Source organism: Marinomonas flavescens (assembly GCF_004352835.1).
Lineage (GTDB): Bacteria > Pseudomonadota > Gammaproteobacteria > Pseudomonadales > Marinomonadaceae > Marinomonas > Marinomonas flavescens.
Genome location: NZ_SJSB01000012.1, coordinates 72,257 through 97,812, shown reverse-complemented (window position 1 = coordinate 97,812; position 25,556 = coordinate 72,257). Strand labels below are relative to the sequence as shown.

Annotated in this window: 26 protein-coding genes and 1 tRNA gene; 7 read left to right on the top strand and 20 right to left on the bottom strand. The window is 41.4% G+C overall.

Going from position 1 to position 25,556, the window contains the following annotated elements; genetic code table 11:
* Positions 1-196: 196 nt before the first annotated feature.
* The 14 genes from E0D70_RS12900 to E0D70_RS12835 form a co-directional block, all read right to left on the bottom strand.
* Positions 197-1,753, bottom strand: a complete 1,557-nt coding sequence (locus E0D70_RS12900; protein ID WP_133012700.1) for an HD-GYP domain-containing protein — start codon at positions 1,751-1,753, stop codon at positions 197-199.
* A gap of 25 nt (positions 1,754-1,778) precedes the next feature.
* Positions 1,779-3,071, bottom strand: coding sequence for a flagellar hook-associated protein FlgL (gene flgL, locus E0D70_RS12895; RefSeq protein WP_133012699.1), 1,293 nt, complete (start codon positions 3,069-3,071; stop codon positions 1,779-1,781).
* Between the two features lie 4 nt (positions 3,072-3,075).
* The gene (gene flgK, locus E0D70_RS12890) at positions 3,076-5,052 is read right to left on the bottom strand and encodes a flagellar hook-associated protein FlgK (protein WP_133012698.1); all 1,977 of its coding nucleotides are present in this window, start codon (positions 5,050-5,052) and stop codon (positions 3,076-3,078) included.
* 99 nt (positions 5,053-5,151) lie between these two features.
* Positions 5,152-6,150: a flagellar assembly peptidoglycan hydrolase FlgJ gene (flgJ, locus tag E0D70_RS12885; protein ID WP_133012697.1), complete on the bottom strand. Its 999-nt coding sequence runs from the start codon at positions 6,148-6,150 to the stop codon at positions 5,152-5,154.
* A gap of 8 nt (positions 6,151-6,158) precedes the next feature.
* Positions 6,159-7,250 carry a flagellar basal body P-ring protein FlgI gene (locus E0D70_RS12880; protein ID WP_133012696.1) on the bottom strand — a complete coding sequence of 364 codons (1,092 nt, stop codon included), beginning with the start codon at positions 7,248-7,250 and terminating at the stop codon, positions 6,159-6,161.
* Positions 7,251-7,298: 48 nt separating this feature from the next.
* Positions 7,299-8,171: a flagellar basal body L-ring protein FlgH gene (locus E0D70_RS12875; RefSeq protein ID WP_133012695.1), complete on the bottom strand. Its 873-nt coding sequence runs from the start codon at positions 8,169-8,171 to the stop codon at positions 7,299-7,301.
* A gap of 15 nt (positions 8,172-8,186) precedes the next feature.
* Positions 8,187-8,972, bottom strand: a complete 786-nt coding sequence (flgG, locus tag E0D70_RS12870) for a flagellar basal-body rod protein FlgG (RefSeq protein WP_133012694.1) — start codon at positions 8,970-8,972, stop codon at positions 8,187-8,189.
* A gap of 69 nt (positions 8,973-9,041) precedes the next feature.
* Positions 9,042-9,788, bottom strand: coding sequence for a flagellar basal-body rod protein FlgF (flgF, locus tag E0D70_RS12865; protein ID WP_133012693.1), 747 nt, complete (start codon positions 9,786-9,788; stop codon positions 9,042-9,044).
* Between the two features lie 148 nt (positions 9,789-9,936).
* Positions 9,937-11,634 (bottom strand): flagellar hook-basal body complex protein, encoded by a 1,698-nt coding sequence (locus E0D70_RS12860; RefSeq protein ID WP_133012692.1) that lies wholly within the window; start codon positions 11,632-11,634, stop codon positions 9,937-9,939.
* Between the two features lie 12 nt (positions 11,635-11,646).
* Positions 11,647-12,402, bottom strand: a complete 756-nt coding sequence (locus E0D70_RS12855) for a flagellar hook assembly protein FlgD (RefSeq protein WP_133012691.1) — start codon at positions 12,400-12,402, stop codon at positions 11,647-11,649.
* A gap of 9 nt (positions 12,403-12,411) precedes the next feature.
* Complete coding sequence (flgC, locus tag E0D70_RS12850; RefSeq protein WP_133012690.1) at positions 12,412-12,861, bottom strand: flagellar basal body rod protein FlgC; 450 nt, start codon at positions 12,859-12,861, stop codon at positions 12,412-12,414.
* A gap of 5 nt (positions 12,862-12,866) precedes the next feature.
* Entirely contained in the window at positions 12,867-13,259 is a 393-nt protein-coding gene (gene flgB / locus E0D70_RS12845; protein WP_133012689.1) for a flagellar basal body rod protein FlgB, read from the bottom strand.
* Positions 13,260-13,467: 208 nt separating this feature from the next.
* The gene (locus E0D70_RS12840) at positions 13,468-14,304 is read right to left on the bottom strand and encodes a CheR family methyltransferase (protein ID WP_133012688.1); all 837 of its coding nucleotides are present in this window, start codon (positions 14,302-14,304) and stop codon (positions 13,468-13,470) included.
* Positions 14,305-14,363: 59 nt separating this feature from the next.
* On the bottom strand, positions 14,364-15,293 hold the full coding sequence (locus E0D70_RS12835) for a chemotaxis protein CheV (RefSeq protein WP_133012687.1): 930 nt from the start codon (positions 15,291-15,293) through the stop codon (positions 14,364-14,366).
* Positions 15,294-15,423: 130 nt separating this feature from the next.
* Between E0D70_RS12835 and flgA the strand changes: the two genes are divergently transcribed.
* The 4 genes from flgA to E0D70_RS12815 all read left to right on the top strand — a co-directional run bounded on the left by flgA (position 15,424) and on the right by E0D70_RS12815 (position 17,207).
* Positions 15,424-16,116 (top strand): flagellar basal body P-ring formation chaperone FlgA, encoded by a 693-nt coding sequence (flgA, locus tag E0D70_RS12830; protein WP_133012686.1) that lies wholly within the window; start codon positions 15,424-15,426, stop codon positions 16,114-16,116.
* A 103-nt stretch (positions 16,117-16,219) separates the two neighbouring features.
* Entirely contained in the window at positions 16,220-16,537 is a 318-nt protein-coding gene (flgM, locus tag E0D70_RS12825; RefSeq protein WP_133012685.1) for a flagellar biosynthesis anti-sigma factor FlgM, read from the top strand.
* Between the two features lie 34 nt (positions 16,538-16,571).
* On the top strand, positions 16,572-17,051 hold the full coding sequence (locus E0D70_RS12820) for a flagella synthesis protein FlgN (RefSeq protein ID WP_133012684.1): 480 nt from the start codon (positions 16,572-16,574) through the stop codon (positions 17,049-17,051).
* Between the two features lie 80 nt (positions 17,052-17,131).
* A tRNA-Arg gene (locus E0D70_RS12815) sits at positions 17,132-17,207 on the top strand.
* A gap of 58 nt (positions 17,208-17,265) precedes the next feature.
* On the opposite strand, the gene E0D70_RS12810 is transcribed toward E0D70_RS12815, so the two are convergent.
* Genes E0D70_RS12810 through E0D70_RS12795 form a run of 4 tightly spaced genes read right to left on the bottom strand, consistent with a single transcriptional unit; the run spans position 17,266 to position 20,153 of the window.
* Positions 17,266-17,673 carry an OsmC family protein gene (locus tag E0D70_RS12810; protein WP_133012683.1) on the bottom strand — a complete coding sequence of 136 codons (408 nt, stop codon included), beginning with the start codon at positions 17,671-17,673 and terminating at the stop codon, positions 17,266-17,268.
* Between the two features lie 21 nt (positions 17,674-17,694).
* On the bottom strand, positions 17,695-18,507 hold the full coding sequence (gene trpC, locus E0D70_RS12805) for an indole-3-glycerol phosphate synthase TrpC (protein WP_133012682.1): 813 nt from the start codon (positions 18,505-18,507) through the stop codon (positions 17,695-17,697).
* A gap of 23 nt (positions 18,508-18,530) precedes the next feature.
* Positions 18,531-19,565: an anthranilate phosphoribosyltransferase gene (gene trpD, locus E0D70_RS12800; protein ID WP_133012681.1), complete on the bottom strand. Its 1,035-nt coding sequence runs from the start codon at positions 19,563-19,565 to the stop codon at positions 18,531-18,533.
* A 9-nt stretch (positions 19,566-19,574) separates the two neighbouring features.
* Entirely contained in the window at positions 19,575-20,153 is a 579-nt protein-coding gene (locus tag E0D70_RS12795; protein ID WP_133012680.1) for an anthranilate synthase component II, read from the bottom strand.
* A 340-nt stretch (positions 20,154-20,493) separates the two neighbouring features.
* On the opposite strand from E0D70_RS12795, the gene E0D70_RS12790 reads away from it, so the two are divergent.
* Both E0D70_RS12790 and E0D70_RS12785 read left to right on the top strand, forming a co-directional pair.
* Positions 20,494-21,825 carry a magnesium transporter gene (locus E0D70_RS12790; protein WP_133012679.1) on the top strand — a complete coding sequence of 444 codons (1,332 nt, stop codon included), beginning with the start codon at positions 20,494-20,496 and terminating at the stop codon, positions 21,823-21,825.
* Positions 21,826-21,878: 53 nt separating this feature from the next.
* Positions 21,879-22,985, top strand: coding sequence for a mechanosensitive ion channel family protein (locus tag E0D70_RS12785; protein WP_133012678.1), 1,107 nt, complete (start codon positions 21,879-21,881; stop codon positions 22,983-22,985).
* 124 nt (positions 22,986-23,109) lie between these two features.
* Here E0D70_RS12785 and E0D70_RS12780 read toward each other — a convergent pair whose 3' ends face one another.
* Positions 23,110-23,790 (bottom strand): phosphoglycolate phosphatase, encoded by a 681-nt coding sequence (locus E0D70_RS12780; protein WP_133012677.1) that lies wholly within the window; start codon positions 23,788-23,790, stop codon positions 23,110-23,112.
* Positions 23,790-24,461, bottom strand: coding sequence for a ribulose-phosphate 3-epimerase (gene rpe / locus E0D70_RS12775; RefSeq protein WP_133012676.1), 672 nt, complete (start codon positions 24,459-24,461; stop codon positions 23,790-23,792). Before rpe ends, E0D70_RS12780 begins: the two co-directional genes overlap by 1 nt.
* Before the next feature lie 84 nt (positions 24,462-24,545).
* Between rpe and E0D70_RS12770 the strand changes: the two genes are divergently transcribed.
* Complete coding sequence (locus tag E0D70_RS12770; RefSeq protein ID WP_133012675.1) at positions 24,546-25,544, top strand: DUF3530 family protein; 999 nt, start codon at positions 24,546-24,548, stop codon at positions 25,542-25,544.
* Positions 25,545-25,556 lie beyond the last annotated feature (12 nt).

Genomic DNA, 25,556 nt, shown 5'->3' with positions numbered 1-25,556 from the left:
CTAAACAATAAAAATTTGGAAAACAACCATTTGATTTAATTAGTTATTTGGTTGCTTTGCCTCTATGATTAATTTATCGGCACAGCCTCTGACAGCTTTAATTTTTTTTGAAATTATTTTGATTTTTTACAACAACAAGAAAGGCAGCAAAGAAAAATAGAAGAAGAATGAAAAAACGATAAAGAAAAATTCTTTATTAAACAAGGTGATTGATAAACTGTAACCCAAACGCTTGGGCATCGACCTCTTTTTCAACAACAACACTCACACTCGCTTTAGAAACATCAATATCTGTAGATGCAATAAAAGCTTTGTTATTTAGACTGTATACTTGACGTATTAATGCAGGCTGAAAGTCGCCATTAAGCGTCAAAACGAAACCAACCCGCCCATTAGATAAAGCGACGCAGGAACCAACAGGAATCTTGCCAAGACTTTTCAAAAAAACGGCCAGTAAATTTTTATCAAACGCCAAACCTGCCTCCTTTATGAGCTGACGCCTCGCTTTAATAGGGCCCATGGATCCTTTATGCACCTGTTCAGAGGTCATTGCATCATAAGCATCTATAATAGCTGCAACCTTACCATAGGTCGAAATTTCATCACCCTGTTTACCTTTAGGATAACCAGCGCCATCCACTCGTTCATGGTGATCTAACAACATATGATAAATAACTTTAGGAATATCATTCGAACGCCTAATTATTTGCTCACCCAATTGGATATGCTTACGAAATAAATCAAATTCGCCGGATGTCATTTTTGATGTTTTATTAATAAGGGGGGTAGGCAGACGAAAGCGACCTAAATCAAATATCAAAGCACCTAGTGCAATCACTGCTATATAAGAATCAGATAATTTCATAGCTTTGGCAAAATGCAAACCAAGCACAGCCATTCCCATCGAATGCTGCTCTAAATAAGAAGAAGCGTCCTTAATATGCCGAATAGCCATCAAGGCGTGAGGATTTCTTGTATAGGATTCAACAAGGAGAGTACAGAATCTTGTTAATCCTACGATATCAAGCGCATCTCCTTGCTTAAAACGCACAACTTGCTCAAGCAGTAACAAATGCCCTTCTTCAAATAATCTAAGAGCGGTTAATACTTCATCATTAAATGAGACCGGCTCCTTATTTATATCTAATATAGGCTTATTCTTAGCCGCTCCTTTGGCAGAAATAGAGTGCGCAATAGATTGCCTCTCTACATTTTCAGATGACGAATTAGCGGGTGCTTTTTCTATATTTCCAAGCTCAAATTGTTCCATCTTCGCTTTATAAGACAAAATATAGTCTCGAGTATTGTCGTTTAACTCTTGTCTAAAATATTGAAATAAATTTTGCCCACTAATCGACTTTTCTCGCCACTCCTTGGAAGTAAGCCCTTTGTGCAATGCCTTTAAGCTGCGAACAGGCTTGCCAGCGGCAATAGAAAAACACAACAAAAGAAAACGCTCTTGAGCATCGTACAAACGTTCATGCCGAGTATTTAATAGTTGATCATCATTGAAATAAGGATCGAATGGAAGCATTTCACTTTCAAGGACGGTACGCACTTCATCAAGCGCTAGCTGACGTAAGGCGATACCAACAATACGTTCTTTTCTACCGTAATTACGAATAAGTTTTTTAGCACGTGGGTGATCAATAACGACGTCTTTTATCTTGAAGCTTTCGAGTATTTCATCTATATCAAAATACCCTGAGCTAATATTAACGCCAAAACATGATTCTATTTGAAATGATGACATTTCTGATCACCTTGAGAGTTCAGCATTAGATTTTATTAAACAAAGATAAATTACTAACCCGAGTAAAAAGTTTTTGCGAAGAAGTTAACGCCGTTTCTGCCATTGAAAGCTTAGTGGCCGCTGACCCCATATCCAATCCAGCCACTCTATCCTGGGCCATTACATTAGATAATTGATTTGCAGAACTAAATTCGCCTCGTTCAGACAAGGTATTTAATCGCGACCCAACCTCAGAACGCCCTTCACCGATAGATGTTTGAGTATTAACAATACTCACTTGAGCATTATGAAAGGCCGCTTCTTTTTCATCTGCTGTCGTCGATTTGTCACGCAACACAGAAATAGCATCTTTAAGTTGGTTTAATACGTTGTCTCTTTTAGGTGGGTTTAAAGACACACCTATTGTAGCGCCTGGCGCACCCTTAATAACAAATGACATGCCATCGACGATCAACGGCTGCCCTGGATCATAAGAACCTGAAGCAATCACCTTACCTGACGTGTCGATTAACGAATACTTTCCTGGAGGACCAGAATAAAATGGTATTTTAGAATCACCTTCTAAATTCTTTTCTATCGTTGCTTGCGGATCCGTTGTCCCCGTTAAAGGCGTGGTAGTTAGGACGAAATTATTAGCAACACCGTTTGTCGCGCTGTAATTTTTACTCAGAAAATCAGTAAAATCTCCCTCGTCATGCACTTTTGCACTTAAAGAAACATTCCCAGTCAACAAGGTCGCTTTAAAATTATTACGAGCCCAAACATCTTGAAAAAGATGTTTGCCGGTATCGTTTATTGGGATTTTTCTATTCTCTGAAATTTGAGAAAATTTCTGCCCTTCATTCCCCGTCCAATCGTAATGTCCATCAGGCTTTAACGTAAACGCAGGATTTTTAATATCTGTTCCCGCAAAAATATAACTACCATCAGCACTTTTTGAATTCATCAAATCAGCCATTGAATCCACCATTTTTGACACCTGTTCGGTGATGGCATTCAAATCTTCTTGCGTATTGGCCGTATTTTCTGCCTGGATAAACAACGTTCTAGTGTCATCCAACAATCCATTTAAGCTGTCTAAGGCGACTTCCTCATACTCAAGATGACTTTTGGCCATTTTCATATTGCCATCGTATTGCTTAAGCTGACTATTGCTATTCTCATACTGTAAAACCTGCCCAGTACCTACTGGATTATCGCTAGGCTTTACAATACTTGTCTGCTCAGAAATTTTGTTCTGAATATCAAGATAACGATCATTCGCTTTTGAAATCGCTCTACTAGACTGTCCATAAATTAAGTTATTTGTGACTCTCATAAACCTACCTCACAGCCCCTAACAATGTATCGAAGGTTGTTCTTGCTGCTGTAATAACTTGTGCTGCTGCAGAATAAGATTGCTGGTATTTCAATAAGTTCACCGCTTCCTCATCTAAACTCACACCCGATATTTCATCACGTCTTGCAACACTCTGATTCATGACAACTTCGCTAGATTTTTTATTCGTGTCCAGAGTCGCTGTCTTACTACCAACAGAGGTAACTAGGTCAGAAAAAGACTCCGCTAGAGTAGATTTACCACCCACTAAAGAGCGATTTTGCAAATCAGCCAACTGCAAACCATTAAAGTTGTCAGCAGACCCAAGATCTCCCATACTCATACTAAATTCATCACCTGCTTTAGGAGCAGATGCAATAGAGACATCAAAACCTGCTTCTTTTGCTAGGCCAGCCTTCCCTAACAGATCTTTGAAATCTTGCGCACCATTAACCGAAGAAAGCACGTTACCTTGACCATCACGCACTTCGTAAGCATCATCGGATGTAAAATAAATACTATGAGGAGCAATCGGATAGAGTTCACCGTTTCCTGAAAAAGCAGAGCTATTTGGGTCCGTATTTGTAACCGATGTAACACTCAATGTGGCATTCGATAAATTACTTGGGTTCGTTTTAACGCCCACCGGAGCACTCAACGCAATACCATCACCATTTTTAGCTGCAAGTTTTAAACTGCCAGCAGCGCCATCCGTTGGTGAGAAGCGATAAACATCCTGTAACTTATAATCGCTTAAATCCCCCAACCGAACACTCATGCCAAGGCCGTCGAGCTGAAAATAACCATTTTTATCTGGTTGAGCAGTACTGGTATCTAAAATAGCAGACTTACTAGTCAGCTTTCCGTTCAAGTCAAATACCTTTACCATAAAATGGTTATCATCCGTTTTAGATAACTCATAATCCCCTAAAGAGAGATCTGCAGACTCACCGCTTGTGACGCGGACAGCAATGCTACTGGCCTTACCGACATTTTCAGAACCTGCATGAACCTTAATTTCACCAAGCTGAAATAAATCTTTACCAAAACTGCCATTAGCATCCAAACCCAATGAATTTTGTTTATTCATTGCATCAGCAATCGAAATAGCGCTCTGCCCTAAAGTCCGATCACTTTTTTTCGCAAACTCTGACTGATAATCAACCAAGCCACCAATAGATCCACCTAAATGTTCGGTTTTAACGCCGACAGTGTACTTTCCAAAATCAATAAAAAGTTTTTTCTGATTTGGGTCATTCGGATCTGGAATTGTTTTTAGCACAGTCGATGTTTTGTCCATAACAAGCGGCTGACCATTCGCTAAATGAACCGTCATGACACCGTTATCTGCATACTGAACTTTAACATTCACATAACTTGAAATTTTCTTTGCTAAGACTTCTTGCTGATCTCGTAACTCACTCGCTGGTGAGTTTGAGCCGGCTTCTTCCTGAAGGATGTCATCATTCATACTAGCAACTTGAGAAGTCAAATTATTCAACTCACCAAGCGACGTTTCCATCTTCTTATCTGCAATGGTTTTTTGATCACCCACTAATTTTGCCAACGTATGATAATGACTAGTAAGGCTTTTTAGGCTTGAGTGAGCCAGCTCTCTCAATGATGAGGATGTAGGGTCATTGTTGACATCTTGCAATGCTTTAAAGGTTTTATTTAGATAGCTATTTAGAGAGACACTACTCTCACCTAACAAGCCATCAGAAACAGACATCATTGAATGATAAGTATCGTAATAAGAGTGATCTGAAGTGTCCGTTCTCACTTGATCGTTAACAAATTTGTCTACGATACGTGATGTGTCTTTAACGCGAACAGCGCCAGTTGGAGAGCTAACCGTCGTAGTTCTTTGACGACTATAACCTTCAGTATCCACATTGGCTGTGTTTTGACCAGTCGTGTTGATACGAGCATTACTGCTTTGCAACCCTGACAAACCAATTGAATATAAACCTGAGCCCATTGCTCACACCTCTAAATCATGAAAAAGCATTTTACTTAGAAGACTATCGGCAATTAATGCAAATACTTTACCAAGCCGAAGAACCAAAGCAGACAAGAACTATAAAGACTTAAACCATTTGCTAGAAAGAATATGATTAATTTTATCCGAATAGTCTGGATCCGTCGCATAGCCTCCCTTTTGCAGCAAAGAAGCAAACATTGATGGGTCATCTCCTGAATTCAAGGCATCCTTGTAGCGTTCACTAGAATGTAGAAAGTCAGCATAATCGTTAAAACTTTGTGAAAATGAATCATAGGCACGAAAAGCCGCTTTTTCACGCTTAGCAATCCCACCTCGATACTCTAATGTATTAACAACAGCACGATCACCTTGCCAGCGACTATCCGCTTTAATACCAAATAAATTAAAGCTCGCCGAACCATCTTCTTTAGCAATGGGATATTTTCCCCACCCCGTCTCTAATGCCGCTTGAGCCAAAATAGCTTTAGGATTAACGCCTAATTTCTCAGCGGCCTCTTTTGCGTGCGGCCATAATGCTTTTACAAAAGATGCTGGCGAGTCAAAAGCCACAGAAAGAGCGGATGGTTTAGCCACACTCTCAGATGCAGACATATCACCTGCTAAATTATTTTTAGCAGAATTAACCGCCGCTTTTTCAGCCACTTCTTTTTGTACCGCTTGCACAAACTCAGTAGACGCTTTATGCGCTAATGCCTGAACTCTGACCAAATCTTGATGAGAAACTTTCTGCAGTAAATCAGCATCACTAGACTCTTTCGAAGAGTGACTTCCTTTTCCCTGATATTCTCTCATCAGCGCATTAGCAATCCCAAAACTCCCCGATTTCGAGAGAGACTGAGACATCTGAGTATCCATCATGCCTTGATATTGCTTAGTCTGAGAACTGGAGAAAAGCCCACCACCAATAGACTCACTGCTTGTTCTCATGTTTTTAAGCAACATATTGATAAAAATGGCTTCAAATTTTTGAGCCACTTCTTTTAACGCAGCATCAGGATCTTTCTGTGCTTTTGTTTTCAAAGCCGAAAGCGCAGAAAAGTTACCAAAAAAATCTTGAGAAGAAACAGTGTTCATAAAGTCACCTATATCACGACAAAATCAGCATTGATCGCGCCGGCTTCTTTAAGCCCTTCTAAAATAGCCATAACATCACCAGGCGCCGCGCCTACTTGATTTACAGCTCGAACAATATCATTGAGCGAAGTACCTGGATCAAAAACAAACATATGTCCGCTATTTTTATCCACCTGAACACCGTTATTTCTTGGTGACAGAATTGTCTTACCGCCGGTTAAAGTGCCATCTTGCCCAGCGATAGGAGGGGCTGCTGTTATAGTGACCGTAAGGCTGCCATGAGTAATGGCAGCAGGCGAGACTTTTACATGCTGACCAATAACTATCGTACCAGTTCGAGAATTAATCACTACACGAGCCCTTTCTTCGCCTACTTTAACGTCAAGATTCTCTAGAATAGACAAAAAGGTGACTCGCTGACTTGAGTCTCGCGGCGCAGTAACACGAATTGACGTAGCATCTAATGTTTTTGCAACACCTGGACCGAGCAAGCCATTAATCTTATCCGTTACCTGTCTTGCCGTTGTAAAGTCAGGGCGATTTAAATTAAAAGTGAGTGTGTCACCATTATCAAAGCTATTAGGTACCGAGCGCTCAACACTGGCACCATTAGGAATAAGCCCTACTGTTGGTATACTCAATGAATTACGGGAACCATCAACGCCACCGGTCCCTAATCCACCGACAATAAGATTACCTTGGGCAACCGCATACACCTGACCATCAGCACCTTTGAGTGTGGAGAGCAGTAATGTACCGCCTCGCAAGGAAGCAGCATTGCCAATAGAAGAGGCCGTAATGTCAATTTTTTGGCCAGGCTTTGAGAACGGAGGCAAAGTCGCTGTTAACGAAACTGCGGCAACATTTTTAGATGTCGCGGTCACCCCTGCCGGCAAGGTAACGCCAAAACGTGACAACATACTGGCAAAACTTTGGTTGGTAAAAGGGGTGCTATCTCCTGTGCCATTTAATCCAATGATCAAACCATAACCAAATAATTGGTTATCTCGCACACCTTGAACGCTGGAAATGTCTTTCAAACGATCAGCTTGCACCCCAAACGAGACACAAAACATCAAGATTAATGCTACATACTTCATGCTTACCATCCATATTGAAACAAAGAGTTCCAATCGTTATCTGCCTAATTAATTTGGCATTTCTCTAGAGTTTAATAGTCGACTAACCCAACCTTGCTCACTTCCAGAAGCCACTTCTCCTGTTCCAGAGTAAGTAATACGGGCATCAGCAATACGTGCAGACTCAACCGTATTATCCGGCGAAATGTCACGCTTTCTAACCACACCAGAGAAACGTAAATATTCGTTCCCTTGATTTAATTTAAGCCACTTCTCACCACGTACAGCAAGTAGACCATTTGGATATACTTTATATACGGTTACTGTGATTGTGCCTGCCAAACTGTTGTTCTGATTTGCTGAGGCATTGCCTGTGAAGTTTGTTGTTTGTGCTGGCACATCCGTATCCATATTCAACGTCTGTCCTAGCACTTTTGGATTAGGGATAGATGCCGAAGAAGTTTTTGATATGGCGGCGGTATTTGCCTTCGTTGATGTGGTATTTTCATTAAGATTAATCGTTAATACATCACCCACTTTACTCGCGGTTTGATCTCCAAAAAACACATCCCCCATACTGGTCTTATAAATACCACCTGTTGGCGCTTGGGAAGGCTTAATGCCATCAGGATAAACAGGTGCGTAAGCAGGATCATCAGATTGAATATGCTCAGACACTCTTGGCCCAGACATTGGGTTATCAGGATCAGGTACATAGCCTTTACGAGGCGCCTCCTTCTTCGGAGCATCATCGGCAGGCTTATCGGCAGCTTTACCATCATCTGTCACCGCATCTGCAACAGCATTTACCGCCGCTGCGCCAGCTGCGGCGCCCGCGCCAGCCGCCGCCGCATTAGCGACAGCCTGTTTATCGATATCCCAAGACAAACAGCCGCTTAAACAGGTTGTTAATAACACCAAAAGCGCTAACTTAATATTCATACCTATTTACCAATCCTAGAGCTGCTGTATCGCAAAACTCATCATACCATCAGCGGAAGCAATCACTTTAGAGTTCATTTCATAAGCCCGTTGAGTCGTGATCATGTTCACTAATTCTTCAATGGAATTAACATTCGAAGCCTCTAGCATGCCTTGACCAAGTGTACCGAGAGAATCTGTTCCTGGCGCGCCAACTATTGGTGGCCCACTGGCATTTGTCTCTGTGTATAAATTTGCACCGATAGAGTCAAGGCCTGTTGGGTTAACAAATCCTGCAAGACTGATAGCCCCCACTTGCTGCATATCTGTTTGCCCTGCCTTCTTAACAGAAACCACGCCATCTTGCGCAATATCGATCGATGTTACATCCGGGTCAATTTGAATCGCTGGGTTAATCAATAAGCCATTCGAAGTAACAAGATTACCGTCACTGTTTAGCTGCAAGCTGCCATTTCGAGTGTAAGCCATAGTACCGTCCGGCTGAATAACTTGCAGAAAGCCCTTACCTTGAATAGCGACATCTAATTTTCGGTCTGTTACATTAAAATCACCGTCAGAAAAATCTTTCTGCGTTGCTCCGACCTTAACACCTGTACCCAACTGTAAACCTGAAGGTAATTCGGCATTTTGGGCACTAAGAGCACCTGGCGCGCGAACGGTCTTATACATAAGATCTTCAAACACTGCTCGATCTTTTTTGAAGGCCGTTGTTGATACGTTTGCCAAGTTATTGGCTACAACGTTAAGCTGTTTATCCATGGCGCTTAAACCAGTTTTACTTACCCAAAGCGCTGAATTCATAAAAGCCTCTATCGTAATAAATACTAAAAAAATTAATGTTTAAAAAATCATGCCACTTACAAATGGCTATTAACCATTACGCTGTAAAATTCTAGCCGATGCGGCGCTGTCTTCGCGTATTGTGTCCATCATTTTAATGTTCATTTCAAAGCGTCTAGAAAGGTCCATAATGTGGGTCATTTCCTCTACTGCGTTAACATTACTGCCTTCAATATAACCTGATGCTAGTTGAACGTTTTGATTTGCTCCAAGCACTTGCCCTGCCGTCTTAGAATGAATTAAACCGTCTTCTCCTTTGCGAATTGAATCAGTATCTGGATCAACCAACTTAATTTGATCAATAACCGCCACTTCATTAGCCGCACCACCTTGAGGAACAATAGAAATAGAGCCATCAGAAGTAATGGTAATACTTTGTAAAGGAGGTAAAAAAATCGGACCGTTATTTCCGGCTACCGGTAACCCTCTGCCTGTCACTAGTTGACCTGCTGCGTTGATCTGGAGATCTCCTGCACGGGTATAAGCTTCCTGACCTTCGCTATCATAAACGGCAATAAAACCTTTTCCTTTTACCGCAACATCTAAATTTCTACCGGTTTGGATCATATCTCCCTGAGAGTATCGCGTTGCTGGATTCTCCGTCATGGCATAGACACGGCTAGGGTAGTAATCACCGTTCACCTGCATGGAACGAGCTTGCTCAAAATCTGCTCTAAAGCCAGTTGTATTAACGTTCGCTAAATTATTGGCATGTATCGTCTGAGCATTCATTGTTTGAACACCCCCACTCATTGCAAGATATAAAGCTCTATCCATTACCGTTTCCTTCAAAAATAGCTAACTATATATTCCTCTATCAAGAACCGTACCAACTAAGAAAAAATCACTCTAGCAAAGAATTTAAGGCAAAAAAAAGCTGAAACACATTGAGTGTCCCAGCCTTTTTTACAGAAAAGAAACGAAATTAACGCAAATTAATGATTGTCTGCGTAACGGTATTCTCTGTTTCTAATGTTTTACTGTTTGCTTGATAGTTACGTTGTGCCTCGATTAATGCGACTAGCTCTGATGTCAGGTCAACATTAGACTCTTCCAACGCCCCGCCCTGAATACTGCCTAATGTACCACTATTTGGTCGACCCACATTCGCAGCGCCAGAATCTTTACCTGCAACCCAAGCCGTATCACCATCAGGAACTAAACCGTCGGTATTATCGAAAGTGGCCAACGCCAACTGGCCAAGTGTTGCCGTTTGTTGGTTGGTATAAGTGGCAATTAGATTACCATCTTCATCAAAAGACACACCTTGAAGTTCGCCGGCCGCAAAACCATCTTGTTTTAGCTCATCCGTACTACTCAAAGCAAACTGAGTTGAACCAGTCAAATCTACTGGAATAATAGCGTTTCGGTTGGTTGGATCAAAACCTTGAATTTGCAATTGAATAGGCTGAGACGACTCAAATGGTGGAATCCCTTTATAGGTACCAGATAAATTACCTGCTGGATCAAAAGTTACCACAGTTCCTTTATCTAAATAACGCTTATCTTCCCCTGTTGTGGGATCAATATAAGATTCCTTCCCATCAACAGTCGCACGTAGCTCATAAGTATTATCTTCGCCTTGCTGAATAAAGTAATAACCTAACGTATGTGTTTCACCCAACGCATCATAAACATTCTTAGTGTTGCCGTAACTATAAGAAGTAGGATCTTTAGGATCAAATGCTGGGCGCGCAATATTATCAGGTGTACGGACATTAGCCGGATCTAGAGTGCCCGCAATCGCGACACCACCTAACGTACCACCCGCCGCAATAGGCGCTTTTGTTAAGTTAGCGATGTCCGTAACCGTTGGCTCAGTCGCTCCCGAATATAAAAGCGCAAATGGCGGCTCATCAGTACCATCCGCATTATAGTCTTTTGCTTCAGGGCCGTTAAAAGTCGCGTAAGTCGGCTGCATAAAAGCGGCACCAGTATCATCAGTAGATTTACCATCAACTGTTGCATAAACTTCATAGGTGTTTGGCATCTTACTTTTAGCATAATAATAACTAATAAGATGATTGTTACCGTTGCCATCCGCTACCGTTTGAGTTTGGGTATAGTCATAGGTATCAGGGTTTGCTGGATCAAAGTCGGCGCGGATATAAGGAGGTACATCTTCACCCTCAGAATTGAGGTTCACCTTCAAATCAACACTGGAAGTTGCTTTAGGAGGTATACGAGCAGTAGGCACCACCATATCTTCCAAATTCCCGCCAATAATACCATCCACGGCATTATAGCCTTGGACCTTAGATCCTGAATTAGTAACTAGATTCCCCGATGCATCCAGCTTAAATTCACCCGCACGAGTAAATGCTTGGGTACCCGCACCCGCATCAAGAACAAAGAAACCAGAACCATTAACAGCCAAATCTAAATTATTATCGGTATAAGCCAAGTTGCCAGATGAAAACTCTTGTGCCACATTCGCCACACTAACACCAGAACCGATGACGTTACTGCTTCCTGCACCTAGCACATTACTATTGTAGAGATCGTTAAACTCAATCCGAGACTTTTTAAAGCCAGTGGTGTCCGCGTTAGCAATGTTATTACCTGTCACACTTAAATAATCCGCAGACGCTTTAATACCTGATAATGCTGTATTGAATCCCATATTTCGCTCCAGTTACCCTAATATTTCTAATTCATTCGTTAGCTTGACCTTGCCGTGATTTTCCACGTTCAAAACCGTACCGTCTGCACCGTTAATTGTGACACCCTGAATACGACTAGGCAGCTGCGTTGGTAATGCAGACACTTCGCCCTTGTCATTTACCGTAGTAGCGGCAAAGTGATATTCACCAGGCGGCAAAACCTTTCCTGCTTCATCTTTCTTATCCCAATCATAGCTACCATCTTCAAGCTTAGCCGTACGCACCAATTGATTATTAGCATCATAGATTTTCAACGTAGCTGAATGAGAGTCTTTAGGAATCACTGTTTTCAATGCAACATCTTCTTGAGAAGCCGTTACCATTGTCTTATCAGCTTTCATCATTAAAGACTTGCCAACCAAGCTAGAAGCACTCACCGCTTGATTCGAAGTCAAAGACGTCGTCATATTTTTCAGCTCATCAGAAATACCCGATAGCTTCTCAAGGGAGCTAAATTGAGACATTTGAGCAACCATGTCATTCGTATCTTGAGGCGCGGTTGGATCTTGGTTTTTAAGCTGCTGAATGTACAACTTTAGAAATACATTTTTATCAGCTAAACCTTTTGACGGATCTTTTTTAGGATCAGGCACACCGTTCGCACCAACAGCCGCCGGAGAAACCGCTCCATCTTTCTCAGCAGACTTTTTCAAACCTGCTTTGGCACCATCGGTACCATACTGAGATATCAAGCTTTTTAAGCCATTATTATCAGATATATTTGCCATATCTCACCTCTACGACTGACCTAGCGTAAGCATCTTTTGCATCATGCTTTTCGCAGAATTCATAATCTCTACGTTTGTTTGAAATGATCGAGAAGCTGACATCATATCGGCCATTTCTTCGATTGGATTTACATTAGGGTAATAAACATAACCATCTTCATTCGCCATCGGATTGCCAGGCTCATACCGCGGTTTTAACGGCGCATCAGACTCAACAATGCCATCTACTTTCACACCGATTCCTGCCCCCGTCTCATCGACACCCGATCCATTCCAGCCGTTTTTTTGCATCTCACTATTCATCATTTGAGAAAAAACCGGCTTACGAGCTCGGTAAGTCTGATCAGCAGAACTTGCAACGCTGTCCACGTTTGCCATGTTACTTGCAATAGTATTTAAACGAATGGTTTGAGCACTCATTGCAGAACCGGAAATTGTAAAAATATTACTTAAAGACATAACGGTTAATTCCCTGTCAGCGCTTTTTTCAAGCCACTAATTTTTCTGTCTAAAAACATAAAACTTGTATCGAATTGCATTGAGTTCTGAGCATATTCTGCCTGCTCTCGCTGCATATCCACTGTATTGCCGTCCAATGACGGTTGGCTTGGATTACGGAATAACAACCCACTGTCGTCATCAGCAGCACTGCCACCTTGGATATGACGATCATTATCACTTGCCAAACGCAACTTGCTTTTTGCCTCATTAAACATTGAGCCAAACGTGATATCTCTAGCCTTATAATTTGGCGTATCTGCATTAGCAATATTGTTAGCCAGCACAGAAGCGCGAGCACTTCTGAATTCCAGCATTTTGTCATGTCCTGCAAACGCTTGATTAAATGATATGGCCACGCTATCTCCTAACGACAAATACTTTAAACTTAGTTTTATTTAAGCAATATCAATGCCAAATAAAAAAGCCTTTTATTTCAACAACATAGATAAATCACATTTCAAATCGGCAAAAGTCGGCAACAAGCAACTTACCGCCCTATAAATACCAACAAAAAAGCCCGCATATTGAACAAGCAATATGCGGGCCTTCGATAAAAATTTTTTCCTACTGCGGCTTGGCTTTATAAACAATACCAGGATGACACTGAACGATCTCAAACAAAGAAGACAAACCACTCAATGCTTCAGATCCTCCCAAAAATAAATATCCACCAGGATTAAGCGAATCATGCATGCGCCGTAAAATATCCAACTTAAGCTCAGCGTTAAAATAAATAAGAACATTACGACAAAATATAATGTCAAACTTCCCCAATGAAGAAAATGAGTCAATCAAATTCAAATATCTAAAATCCACTCGAGCGCTTATATGCGACTTCACCTTCCACGTAGAGTCATCAACTTTATCGAAATACTTGCGCTGCATATCAGCGCCTAACCCGCGGGCAATCGCTAAACTATCATATTCACCCTGCTTTGCATGTTGAAGAATATTAGTGCAAATGTCCGTTGCAATAATTCTTTCACCTGCTTTAAGCACACCCGGCCTAAGCGCTTTAAACTCATCAATAACCATACTAATTGAATAAGCTTCTTGACCTGTAGAAGACGCTGACGACCATATTTTTAATGGTGTATTGACCATTTCTGGTAATATTTTAGTTTTTAATATCGTAAATGGATGAGAGTCACGAAACCATAACGTTTCATTCGTTGTCATCGCATTAATTACTTCTTCTTTTAACTTAGCACTCCTGGCACTTTCCAAAGCATCAACCAGCTGCTCAATTTGAGTAAAACCCTCTCTCTCCAGGGTTTTACCTAAGCGGCTGGCAACAAGATATTGTTTATTATCACTAAGTGATATACCACAAGCCTTCTGTAGAAAATTTCTAAACCTAAGATAACCATTAGGTGTAATTCCATTTGCACTACTGAGCATTAAAACTCCTAAAAAAGCAGGTTCGAAGCATTATTTGGGAGTAATCCGATAATATCGTATTAATCCTCCTGTACCTGAACCGTTTCAATGGCCAACCGAGCCAATTCGTCAGGTTGAAACTTAGCCAAAAAACCATCCGCGCCAACTTTCTTCACCATGGCCTCATTAAAAACGCCACTTAATGAAGTATGAAGTAAAATAAACAAATCTTGTAAACGACTGTCATTACGAATGGCTGTTGTTAGCGTATAACCATCCATTTCTGGCATTTCGATATCAGAAATCACCATAGCAAACTCTTTGGTTACATCGGCACCATCAGCCACCATACCCTGAAGGTACTCTAATGCTTCACGCCCATCATTCAGCACCGTGGTAGCAAACCCCACTTGCTCCATGCAACGTTTAATTTGCTTACGCGCAACCGATGAATCATCCACAATAAGAATGTGATGCTTCTTAGCATTATGATGTACACCTTCACTGACAATACCATCTGAAATATCCTGACGCATCGGAGCAACTTCAGAAAGAATTTGCTCTACATCAATAATTTCAACCATCTCTTTATCAACCTGACAAACAGCGGTTAAATAATTGTCATTTAAAAGCCCTCTTGGCGGTGGCTGAATATCACTCCAATTCATATTGACAATTCGCTCAACACCGCGCACCAAAAAGCCCTGCACTCGGCGATTGTATTCTGTGATAATCACAAAACACTGAGAGATATTTTCCATTGGCGTTGCCCCCGTCGCCAAGCCAAGATCTAAAATGGGGATGGTACCGCCACGAATATGAGCAACTCCACGCACAACCGGACTACTTCGCGGTATTGTTGTCAGTTTAGGGCACTGCAACACTTCCTTTACTTTAAAAACGTTGATCCCATATATCTGCTTACCATTTAAGCGAAAAAGCAGTAACTCCAGGCGGTTCTCCCCAACTAACTGGGTACGCTGATTAACGCTATCGAGAACACTAGCCATAAATATCTCCTAAAGAGGTATATGTAAATTGAGTATTAAGTCAGACTCAGTAATATTAAAATATAAAGCTCATGATAAAGTGATTTTTGCTATTTTACTAATAACTTAACCATTAGAGAGAGTGTAAACCATGACCTTAATAAGGCTACTAATAGCCTTTGCTTGCCTTCAAGCTTGTTATAGCTACGCCTCTTCAATTACGGAGCAAATTCATAACTACATTGACCGTGTTGAAATTCCGAGACTCTCCGACATTTATCCCGCAGCAGACATTGAAATCTCACTAAATAACCAAGCAGCTTTAAGCTATTTACCAACCTGCCAAAACCCAGCAATCAGCATTGAAAACCAAAGACCTAATGCAACTAAACGTACAACCTACGCAATAAGCTGCACATCACCTGAGTGGAAATCTTTTGTCCCTGTTACGCAGTCCATACTAATTTCTGCGATAAAAGTAGTTTCTCCTATAAATAGAGGACAGACTATCAACCAAAATAACACTGGAATTGGTCAAGTTGATATCACAAGCTTGAGAGGCCAGGTATTCACAAAAAAAAATCCGCCATATGGACTCGTTGCCTCACGCAATCTACGCATCAATACATTCCTCACTGATAACCTCACCAAGCAACCTACTTTAGTAAAAAAAGGAAACCAAATCTTAATCACAGCAAGAACAGGTAACATCATTGTAAAAATGAATGGCAAAGCATTAGAAGATGGCGTCAAAGGACAACAAATACGAGTAAAAAATACCAGTTCTGGTCGAATTATCTACGCCAAAGTTGTAACGGACAGTGAGGTTCTTGTAAACTACTGAATAATACTAGGTGGCAGTATATAAATATCGATTTTTCTACTAAAGTTCTCGTAGAAGAAGCCGTTAATGAAAGTAGGCAAAACATTCGAGGCGGAATAACCCAATGGCAATAAACTTCACAGGGATCTTAAATCAGAGCAACGTAGCTAAAAATAGCCGCGCTCTCAAAGAAGATACCAACACACCAAATGATGCTGTAGGCAATAATCAGTCTAACAGCGGTGGCACTATGGCTGAAGATACCGTTAAGCTAAGTGGAGCCGCCCAAACATTGCAAAATCACGAGTCTAAAATCAATGGTCTATCTGATATTGATCAGAAGAAAGTTGACCAAATTAAACAAGCTATTGCATCAGGCAACTACAAAATTGACTCGCAAAAACTGGCCAATAATATGGCTTCTATAGATTCATTATTCTAGACTGAGATACTCACCATCTTAATTGGTTTGCCCTATGCTCCCCATTGCGTCAGTATTTTCAAGAAGCAAAGAAATACTTTGCCAACTTTCATCCCTTCTTGATAGTGAAAGAATCGCACTTGGTGAATTGAATAGTGAAAACATCATCAATATCGCTTCCCAAAAAAGCACGCTTCTTGATGAAATGAACCTCCTTAATGAGCGAAGAGTTAATTTACTCATTAAATTCAATATTGTTGACCCTAAAAAACCATCCGAAGACGCTTTCAAAGCATGGCTTTTAGAACAAGACAGCTCAATGGATGAAACCCGCCAACTAATGACAGAATGCGAAGCCCTCCTAACTGTCTGTAAAACAAAAAATACTACTAACGCCCATATTCTTAGTACACTTCAAAAACGCAACAAGCATCTTTTTGAGTTATTACAAGGGCACAATGATAAAAGCAAAGTCTATACAGCCAGAGGCGCCACACGCCCGATAAGCAGCAAACACACATTAGGAAGAGCTTAAAATCCTCATATAAATCAATTATTTCAACATTCAAAATTTGAGTTGATCGACGAAATCAGGTATAAACTCTCCTATTAATTGTCCCCTTAGTTCAGCCGGATAGAACAAGGACCTCCTAAGTCTTAGACGTGAGTTCGAATCTCGCAGGGGACACCACTTTTTACAGCGCAAAAAAAAAGAGCCTAATGGCTCTTTTCTAGTGTTACGCAAAAAATCATTCCACTTCTATCACTTCGAAACTGTGAACAATATTTACGCCACCTCGCTCAAGCATCAACGAGGCAGAGCAATACTCTTCTGCAGACAGTTTAACAGCACGTTCGACAATCTTATCTTTCAAGCCTCGCCCTGTTACTACAAAATGAATTCGAATTTCAGTAAACACAGCCGGAACAGCATCAGCACGATCCGCATCAATTTTAGCCACACAAGACACAACGTCTTGACGAGACTTCTTCAGAATATTAACCACATCATAAGAAGCACAACCGCCTAAGCCAGCTAAGAGCAATTCCATAGGTCGTGAGCCAACACGCTGATTACCATCAATTTCAATTTTGAAACCTGATCCCGTTTCAGCAGTGAAATGAACATCCTCTTGCCACGTTACATCTGTTTTCATGATTCAATCCTCTCTAGACTTTTAGTCAAAAAGCTCAGCTAATTTCTCACCAGGGTTCTGCGCTTTCATAAAAGCTTCCCCAACAAGAAAGGCATTTATATTGTTTTGACGCATAAGAGCAACATCATCACGAGAATGTATACCACTTTCGGTCACAATAAGACGATTATCAGGGACACCTTTCATTAACTCGAAGGTATGATCCAAACTTAAATCGAACGTATGTAAATCTCGATTATTAATCCCTAATAGCTCTGTGTCGGTATTTTCTAAAGCAAGGTCTAGCTCTGCTTTATTATGAACTTCTACCAGTACATCCATTCCTAGATCACGCGCTAGAGCATCAAATTTTCTCAGCTGCAGGCCATCTAAACAAGCCGCTATTAGCAGTATGCAATCAGCCCCAATAGCTCGAGCTTCCATAATTTGATATTCATCAACCATGAAATCCTTGCGAATGACAGGTAACTTGCACGCATTACGAGCTTCGACTAAATAGTCTTCATGACCCATAAAAAAATCTTGATCCGTCAATACCGATAAACAAGCGGCACCATGCTGCTCGTAAGATCTGGCTATCTGAGCAGGCGAAAAACTTTCGCGTAAAATACCCTTACTAGGCGACGCTTTTTTGACTTCAGCAATCACTCCAGACTTTCCCAGAGCAATTTTATTTCGTAAAGCTTGAGCAAAACCTCTTGGCGCGTTGTGTACATTCGCCACAGTAACGGCAACTTCTAAATTCGCGTAAGAATTCTTCGTTTTGCGCTCTTCTATTTCTTCAAATTTTCGCGCTACGATTTTTTTTAAAATTGTTGGAATTTCTACTTGCATAACAACGATGTCCTTCGCTTTGCTTACTCAGCGTTTTTATAGTAACGAGTGAAGCTCGCTAATTCAGAAAGCTTCACTTTCGCCAACCCACTGCCAATCATATCTTCTGCCATTTCCACACCCTGTTTTAGAGTGTCTGCAATTCCGCAAACATAAATGGCCGCACCAGCATTCAGAGCAACAATATCACGAGCTGGATTATCAACCCCTTTCCCCTCAAGCGCCTTTTTAACCAGCGCTAGGCTATCGGTCGCATCCTTCGCTTGAATCAACTCAAGTGACTGAAGAGGAATACCAAAATCTTCTGGAGAGACGGTATATTCTGTAATTTCACCGTTCTTCAACTCAGCAACATAGGTCAGTGCACCGATACTAATTTCATCCAAGCCGTCTTTAGAATGCACAACCATAACGTGCTCACTACCTAAGGCTTTAAGAACCTCAGCAATAGGACGAACCCATTCTTTTGAAAACACGCCCATCACTTGGCTTTTTGCATTTGCAGGATTGGTTAACGGACCAAGCAAATTGAAAATAGTCCGTGTTGCCATCTCTTTTCGAGGCCCCACAGCGTACTTCATTGCCGAGTGATGATGAGGCGCAAACATAAAACCTAAGCCAATTTCTTCGACACAACGACAAACTTGCTCAGCGCTTAGATCAAGAAAAATACCAGCTTCTTCCAATACATCTGCACTTCCTGACTTTGACGATACTGAACGACCACCGTGCTTAGCCACTTTACCGCCAGCTGCGGCAACGACAAACGCCGCCGCTGTTGAGACATTAAATAAGTTACCGCCATCGCCTCCTGTACCACAAGTGTCAACCACATGATCTAATGACAATTCTACTTTCATAGACAACTCACGCATTACCTGCGCTGCTGCTGTGATTTCATCTACGGTTTCGCCTTTCATTCTTAGGCCAATTAAAAAACCGCCAATTTGAGCAGGAGTGGCTTTTCCCGTCATTATATCGCTCATCACAAGGCGCATTTGATCACTTGTCAAATCTTGGCGATCAGCTACAGCCGCAATTGCTTGTTGGATATCCACCCTTTTCTCCTATCGCGTCAAAAAATTTGCTAACAAGGCATGTCCCGCCTCAGTTAAAATAGATTCGGGGTGAAATTGCACCCCTTCTATGGGTAAGGACCTATGTCGCATCCCCATAATTTCATCTCGTTTACCATCTTGGCTCTTTGTCCAAGCCGTCACTTCAAAACAATCCGGCAATGTCGCTTCAGCAACAACGAGAGAATGATAACGAGTCGCTCGATGAGGGTTTGGCACCCCTTGAAACACAGACGTCTCATTATGATAAATAAGAGAGGTTTTTCCATGCATGACATTTTTAGCACGAATTACATCCCCACCAAAGACTTGCCCAATACTTTGATGACCTAAGCAAATACCTAGAATAGGAATTCTTCCTGCAAATACGCGAATCGCATCCATTGAAATACCAGCCTCATTGGGTGTGCAAGGGCCGGGAGAAATAACCAAATGAGAAGGCGCAAGTCGCTCAATGTCCTCAATGGTGATTTTATCATTTCGATAGACGCTAACGTCTGCGCCTAATTCGCGAAAATATTGCACCAAGTTATAAGTAAAAGAGTCGTAGTTATCGATCATTAACAGCATATTATGTCTAACTCTTTGATACTCATATAATTATTAATCGATAGTAAATACAACGCATCCTCGTTAACGCCCACCTCACTTAAAGGTACACGAGAAGCAACAGACAAGGGACGATTTTAAAGGATTTAAGTAACGAAGACTAATACCTTTGATTGGTTTTGAACCTATTGCTTATTTATACAAATAAAAACGTAATACCATGTTATGAAAAGTAAAGATTACTTTATTTTTTGATCAAAAACATCGTAAAAACAAAGCCTTGTTTGAAACTGTTACCGTTATACTTCAAACTAACAACTCGCCACTATTCTCTCTATTTTTCGGTTGTAAAGGATATCCTGTGCATAGCCAAGTTGCAGACCTTATTGAAGCGTTAATTCAAGATGAGCACTCTTCTGAGTCCATCAGCAAAGCCATGTCCGAATTGACTCCTGACGATGTCGCTCTTGCATTAGAATCAATCCCTCTCGTACAACGAACAAAAGCTTGGCAAAACATCAAACAAGCCAATCGTCTCGATATTTTGGTTGAAATGCGTGGCGAATCTAGGCGACTTTTATTAAAAGAACTCGATGAGTCTGATATAGAAGCCTTGTTTGCCGATGTAGAGGCAGAAGATCTACTGGAAATAGCCGATTCATTACCAGATAAAATGGTTGATCTCGCTCTTAACCAAATGGATCACAAGCAACGTGAATATTACCAAAAAGGCATTATCTACGATGATGATTTAGTTGGTCGCTGGATGGATCACGAGCTATTAATTACGTCGCAAAGCATTCGCGCATCGGAAGCGTTACGCCTGCTTAAAAAAAACACACCGAGCTACACAGACATGATCTATCTGGTAAATCGTACCGGACGATGGGTTGGTTGTGTAAAATTCGACGCACTGTTTAAAGTTCAAGACCACGATCCCATTTCTAGCCTAATCGATGAGGATTGCCCTTTTATTTTGGCGACGACAGAACTCACGAAAGCAGCGGAACAACTTGAGAGGGCGGAACTATCTGCTCTTCCGGTCGTTGATGAAAATCACATTTTACTAGGCCGTTTTCATGCTGGCCTAGCCCTAGAGAGTCTTCGCTTAGCGAATGAAACTCAACAAATGTCAACAGCAGGTTTAAATGAAGAATCCGACTTATTTGCGCCGGTAAAACGCAGTGCGGCAACTCGAGGAATTTGGCTTGGCATCAACCTTTTAACGGCCTTTCTTGCCTCTTCTTTCATAGGCCTTTTTGAAGCAACATTACAGCAAGTTGTTGCCTTGGCCGTATTGATGCCCATTGTCGCTTCTATGGGAGGGATAGCAGGCAGTCAAACTCTGACTCTTATTGTACGCGGCTTAGCACTCGGACAAATCACCCGTAGCAACCTAAAATCTTTACTTAAAAAAGAGTTAAAAGTGGGGATTTTAAACGGCATTTTATGGGCTATTGTTATCGGAGTTGTCACCCTATGGTGGTTTGACAGCCCAATGCTAGGTGCCGTAATTGCAATGGCGATTATTGTCAATATCATTATGGCGGCCTTCTCTGGCGTCATTATTCCAGTAATATTAGACAAACTAAAAATAGACCCAGCTTTATCTGGCTCTGTTATTTTAACGACAGTCACTGACATTGCAGGCTTTGTTGCCTTTTTGGGATTAGGCACTCTCTTTCTTCTTTAAACGATTTACTCTGATTTTTTTAGCAAAACACTAAAAAAAGGAAAAGATACATAATGACCTGGGAAACGATACAAACATACTTAGGATTAGGTGATTCAAAAATGCACTGGGTAGTACGTGTGTTTTTGACTGTACTACTGACACTCTTTATCAACTTTATCGTAATGAAAGTATTAGAGCGTATTAATCATCAGCTGGGTAAAACAAAAACACCTTGGGACAACATGCTTATTGAAGCCGCCCAAAAGCCCATTGGTATGTTTATTTGGTTAATTGGCATTACGATTGCGGCTGAAATTTCAGGAACAGAACTGGATCCTAAATTCATATCGTTAGTTAATGTTATTCGTGAAGTTGGCGTCATTGTCCTACTTGTTTGGTTCGTCCTTAGATGCATTAAAGAAGCCGAAAGAACACTAACTACATCTGAAAAAATAAAGACTAAGGTAGATTATACGACCGCCAGTGCAATCAGTAAGCTGCTAAGAGTGTCTGTCATTATCACTGCGTTGCTCGTTATTCTTCAAACCTTGGGCTACAGTATTTCCGGAGTTTTAGCGTTTGGCGGTGTAGGTGGCATTGCTGTGGGTTTTGCTGCTAAAGATCTATTGGCCAACTTTTTCGGCGGCTTGGTTGTCTATTTAGACAGACCGTTTGTGGTCGGCGACTGGATTCGTTCTCCAGACAAAAATATCGAAGGAACAGTAGAAAACATCGGCTGGCGTCAGACTCGAATTAGAACCTTCGACAAGCGTCCTTTATATGTCCCAAACTCTACCTTTTCAATAATTTCTGTCGAAAACCCTTCACGGATGAGCCACCGTCGCATCAGTGAGACAATCGGTGTTCGTTATGATGACTTTAGCAAACTTCCCGACATAATTGCCGAAGTGAAAAATATGATTGCAGCCCATGAAGACTTAGATACGGATCAAACTTACATGGTGAATTTCACCCAGTTTGGCCCTTCTTCATTAGACTTTTTTATCTATACTTTCACCAAAACGGTCGACTGGGGAACCTTCCATAACGTCAAGCAAGACGTACTATTCAAAATTATGACTATTATCGAATCGCATGGCGCTGAAGTGGCCTTCCCAACTCATACTGTCCACATGGCACCCGACAGTCAAATTCAATTAAATAGTAGAAAGACATAATTCAACGGCGATAGAAAAAGGGAATTTAACCGTGTCCTTTTAACGTAATAACAAAGTCTATTGTCTCGCCCTAAAATACATTAACGATTTTAAGGCGAGACAAATAATGGCCCACTCATAATGACTAAATCAATAACTCGGCTAAATCATCCATCACAGCATCGGCACCAAGAGACAGTAGATCCACCCCTTGATTGTAACCGTAGGTCACAAGAGCACATTTAAAGCCCGCGTTATTCGCGGCACGAAAATCTGTGATTGAATCACCGATCATCAAGCATTTTTCTGGTTCCGCTTCAATCGCCTCACTGCAGTGCAACAACGGAAGAGCGGACGGCTTCCTCTCTTCAAGAGTATCAGCCCCTAAAAACCAACCAAAGTGTTCGGTAATCTCAAAATGATCTAAAATAGGCTTAATAAAAACACTTGGCTTATTGGTAATCAAAGCAACAGGAACACCTTGGTGCTTAAACGCTTTTAATAACTCTTTTACGTTAGGGTACAGCGTCGTTCTATCAGAGAGGTGTTCAAAGTAATATTTCAAGAAGGTTCGATAGCACTCTTCGTGTTTATTTGGGTCAATATTTGCCCACGCCATTGCCTGTTCAATCAACTTAGCTGAACCAAAACCAACCCAGCTCCGCACCAACACTTCACCCGCTAATGGAGCACCCTGCTCAGCAAGAAAAGCATCCACTGATAACGCGATATCTGGAACGCTATCCACCAAGGTGCCGTCTAAATCGAAACAAACGAGTTCAGGCCAACCATCAAACCATTTTTTAAAATGTCGTGGTGTTTTCATTAGCGCACACTCGCTAATTCTTGGCGCATCATGTCAATCACCGCTTTATAGTCTTTTTTACCAAAGATAGCCGAGCCCGCAACAAAAGTGTCCGCTCCGGCTCTCGCTACATCAGCGATATTTTTCTCACTGACACCGCCATCAACTTCTAAGCGAATATTACGGCCAGTAGAATCAATCAACTCTCTTGCTTCACGTAATTTATCAAGGGTTTTTGAAATAAAAGTTTGCCCACCAAAGCCAGGGTTCACAGACATTAGCAACACCATGTCGATCTTATCTAAGACATATTTCAAATGATGCAGTGTTGTCGCTGGGTTAAAAACCAAACCAGCTCGACATCCACCATCCTTTATCATCTGCAACGATCTATCTATGTGCTCACTCGCTTCAGGGTGAAAAGTAATACTTGTTGCACCCGCATCAATAAACTCGCTTATCATACGATCTACTGGCTTTACCATAAGGTGAACATCAATATCTGCTGTCACACCATGTTTACGTAATGCTTTACAGACCATAGGCCCTATCGTTAGATTAGGGACATAGTGATTATCCATGACATCGAAGTGAATCATGTCGGCTCCCGCTTCCAAGACCTTATCGACTTCTTCCCCTAATCGGGCAAAATCCGCAGAAAGAATCGAAGGGGCGATAATAAAATTATTCATATCTGGCTCCAGCAGTGACAAAATAGAAAATATCGTGGCATTTCGTCCATTTTAACAAGGCACACTTAATAAGTATTGGTAACAATGAAGAAAAATAACGAACCATTTATTAATGCCATTATCTTCGGCTTTGCGCTGGTAATGTCACCGCACGCCATCTCTGCCGATGACGAAGTAGCGCCCACACAAGCCGCGAACACCACGACGAGTGCACCATCCACAACAGAAAACAAAGCTGCCGAAAAACAAAACAACAAACGAGTTATCCCAACACCTCAAAAAACACGTTTACAAGCATTAGAAACAAACTTAAAACAAAACCACCTAGATTATCAAATCAAGATCCTTCAAGCAGAAGGATCCGATTTCCTAACCCTGCATAGGAAAGCATTAACGGGGGATCAACAAGGTTGCGCGATCCTTCTTCACTCTGATAATGAACACCCTAACTGGCCAACAGTCATTTCTCCTTTACGAAATGCGCTTCCAAAATACAGTTGGTGCACTCTGTCGATTGAAATCCCTGATATTACAAAACGCGCTAAAGCGGTAGAAACGCCCTCAGCCAATAGCACAGCACCGACACAAACAGAGCCATTGCTGCCCAATCAAAACGTCGTTTTTGCTCGCATACAAGCCACGATTTCAAGCGCTAAAGCTGAAGGTAATAAACAATTTGTTTTTATCGGTTACGGCACTGGCGCTGCTTACGCAATGCATTTTCTCGCACAGAATAAAACGATGGGAGACGCTCTCATCTTAATTGACATAAAATCTCCACGCACAGTCAGTGACTATTTTTTAGCGCAAGATCTCTCGTTAATAGAACAACCGGTATTAGATACTTATTTTGACCGCTCTGCTGAAGCCCATCGATTTTCTGTGTGGCGTAAACAAGCCGCCAATCAACGTAAAGGCGATACAGGGGAATTTATTCAACTAGATACCACTGGAAGCGGAGCGGAGAGTAAACAACAAAACATTCAACTAGTTCGTGGGTTCTTAAAACAAAATACCACTCAAATTGATCAACTAAAATCTCTCCCTGAATATAAAAAAGGGCTTTTCTATAAAAGCCCTTAATCATAACGCGAC

Excerpts from the sequence above, each read along its gene's own strand:
- E0D70_RS12900 (WP_133012700.1), bottom strand. The coding sequence starts at position 1,753 with ATGTCATCATTTCAAATAGAATCATGTTTTGGCGTTAATATTAGCTCA.
- flgL (WP_133012699.1), bottom strand. The coding sequence starts at position 3,071 with ATGAGAGTCACAAATAACTTAATTTATGGACAGTCTAGTAGAGCGATT.
- flgK (WP_133012698.1), bottom strand. The coding sequence starts at position 5,052 with ATGGGCTCAGGTTTATATTCAATTGGTTTGTCAGGGTTGCAAAGCAGT.
- flgJ (WP_133012697.1), bottom strand. The coding sequence starts at position 6,150 with ATGAACACTGTTTCTTCTCAAGATTTTTTTGGTAACTTTTCTGCGCTT.
- E0D70_RS12880 (WP_133012696.1), bottom strand. The coding sequence starts at position 7,250 with ATGAAGTATGTAGCATTAATCTTGATGTTTTGTGTCTCGTTTGGGGTG.
- E0D70_RS12875 (WP_133012695.1), bottom strand. The coding sequence starts at position 8,171 with ATGAATATTAAGTTAGCGCTTTTGGTGTTATTAACAACCTGTTTAAGC.
- flgG (WP_133012694.1), bottom strand. The coding sequence starts at position 8,972 with ATGAATTCAGCGCTTTGGGTAAGTAAAACTGGTTTAAGCGCCATGGAT.
- flgF (WP_133012693.1), bottom strand. The coding sequence starts at position 9,788 with ATGGATAGAGCTTTATATCTTGCAATGAGTGGGGGTGTTCAAACAATG.
- E0D70_RS12860 (WP_133012692.1), bottom strand. The coding sequence starts at position 11,634 with ATGGGATTCAATACAGCATTATCAGGTATTAAAGCGTCTGCGGATTAT.
- E0D70_RS12855 (WP_133012691.1), bottom strand. The coding sequence starts at position 12,402 with ATGGCAAATATATCTGATAATAATGGCTTAAAAAGCTTGATATCTCAG.
- flgC (WP_133012690.1), bottom strand. The coding sequence starts at position 12,861 with ATGTCTTTAAGTAATATTTTTACAATTTCCGGTTCTGCAATGAGTGCT.
- E0D70_RS12840 (WP_133012688.1), bottom strand. The coding sequence starts at position 14,304 with ATGCTCAGTAGTGCAAATGGAATTACACCTAATGGTTATCTTAGGTTT.
- E0D70_RS12835 (WP_133012687.1), bottom strand. The coding sequence starts at position 15,293 with ATGGCTAGTGTTCTCGATAGCGTTAATCAGCGTACCCAGTTAGTTGGG.
- flgA (WP_133012686.1), top strand. The coding sequence starts at position 15,424 with ATGACCTTAATAAGGCTACTAATAGCCTTTGCTTGCCTTCAAGCTTGT.
- flgM (WP_133012685.1), top strand. The coding sequence starts at position 16,220 with ATGGCAATAAACTTCACAGGGATCTTAAATCAGAGCAACGTAGCTAAA.
- E0D70_RS12820 (WP_133012684.1), top strand. The coding sequence starts at position 16,572 with ATGCTCCCCATTGCGTCAGTATTTTCAAGAAGCAAAGAAATACTTTGC.
- E0D70_RS12810 (WP_133012683.1), bottom strand. The coding sequence starts at position 17,673 with ATGAAAACAGATGTAACGTGGCAAGAGGATGTTCATTTCACTGCTGAA.
- trpC (WP_133012682.1), bottom strand. The coding sequence starts at position 18,507 with ATGCAAGTAGAAATTCCAACAATTTTAAAAAAAATCGTAGCGCGAAAA.
- E0D70_RS12795 (WP_133012680.1), bottom strand. The coding sequence starts at position 20,153 with ATGCTGTTAATGATCGATAACTACGACTCTTTTACTTATAACTTGGTG.
- E0D70_RS12785 (WP_133012678.1), top strand. The coding sequence starts at position 21,879 with ATGACCTGGGAAACGATACAAACATACTTAGGATTAGGTGATTCAAAA.
- E0D70_RS12780 (WP_133012677.1), bottom strand. The coding sequence starts at position 23,790 with ATGAAAACACCACGACATTTTAAAAAATGGTTTGATGGTTGGCCTGAA.
- rpe (WP_133012676.1), bottom strand. The coding sequence starts at position 24,461 with ATGAATAATTTTATTATCGCCCCTTCGATTCTTTCTGCGGATTTTGCC.
- E0D70_RS12770 (WP_133012675.1), top strand. The coding sequence starts at position 24,546 with ATGAAGAAAAATAACGAACCATTTATTAATGCCATTATCTTCGGCTTT.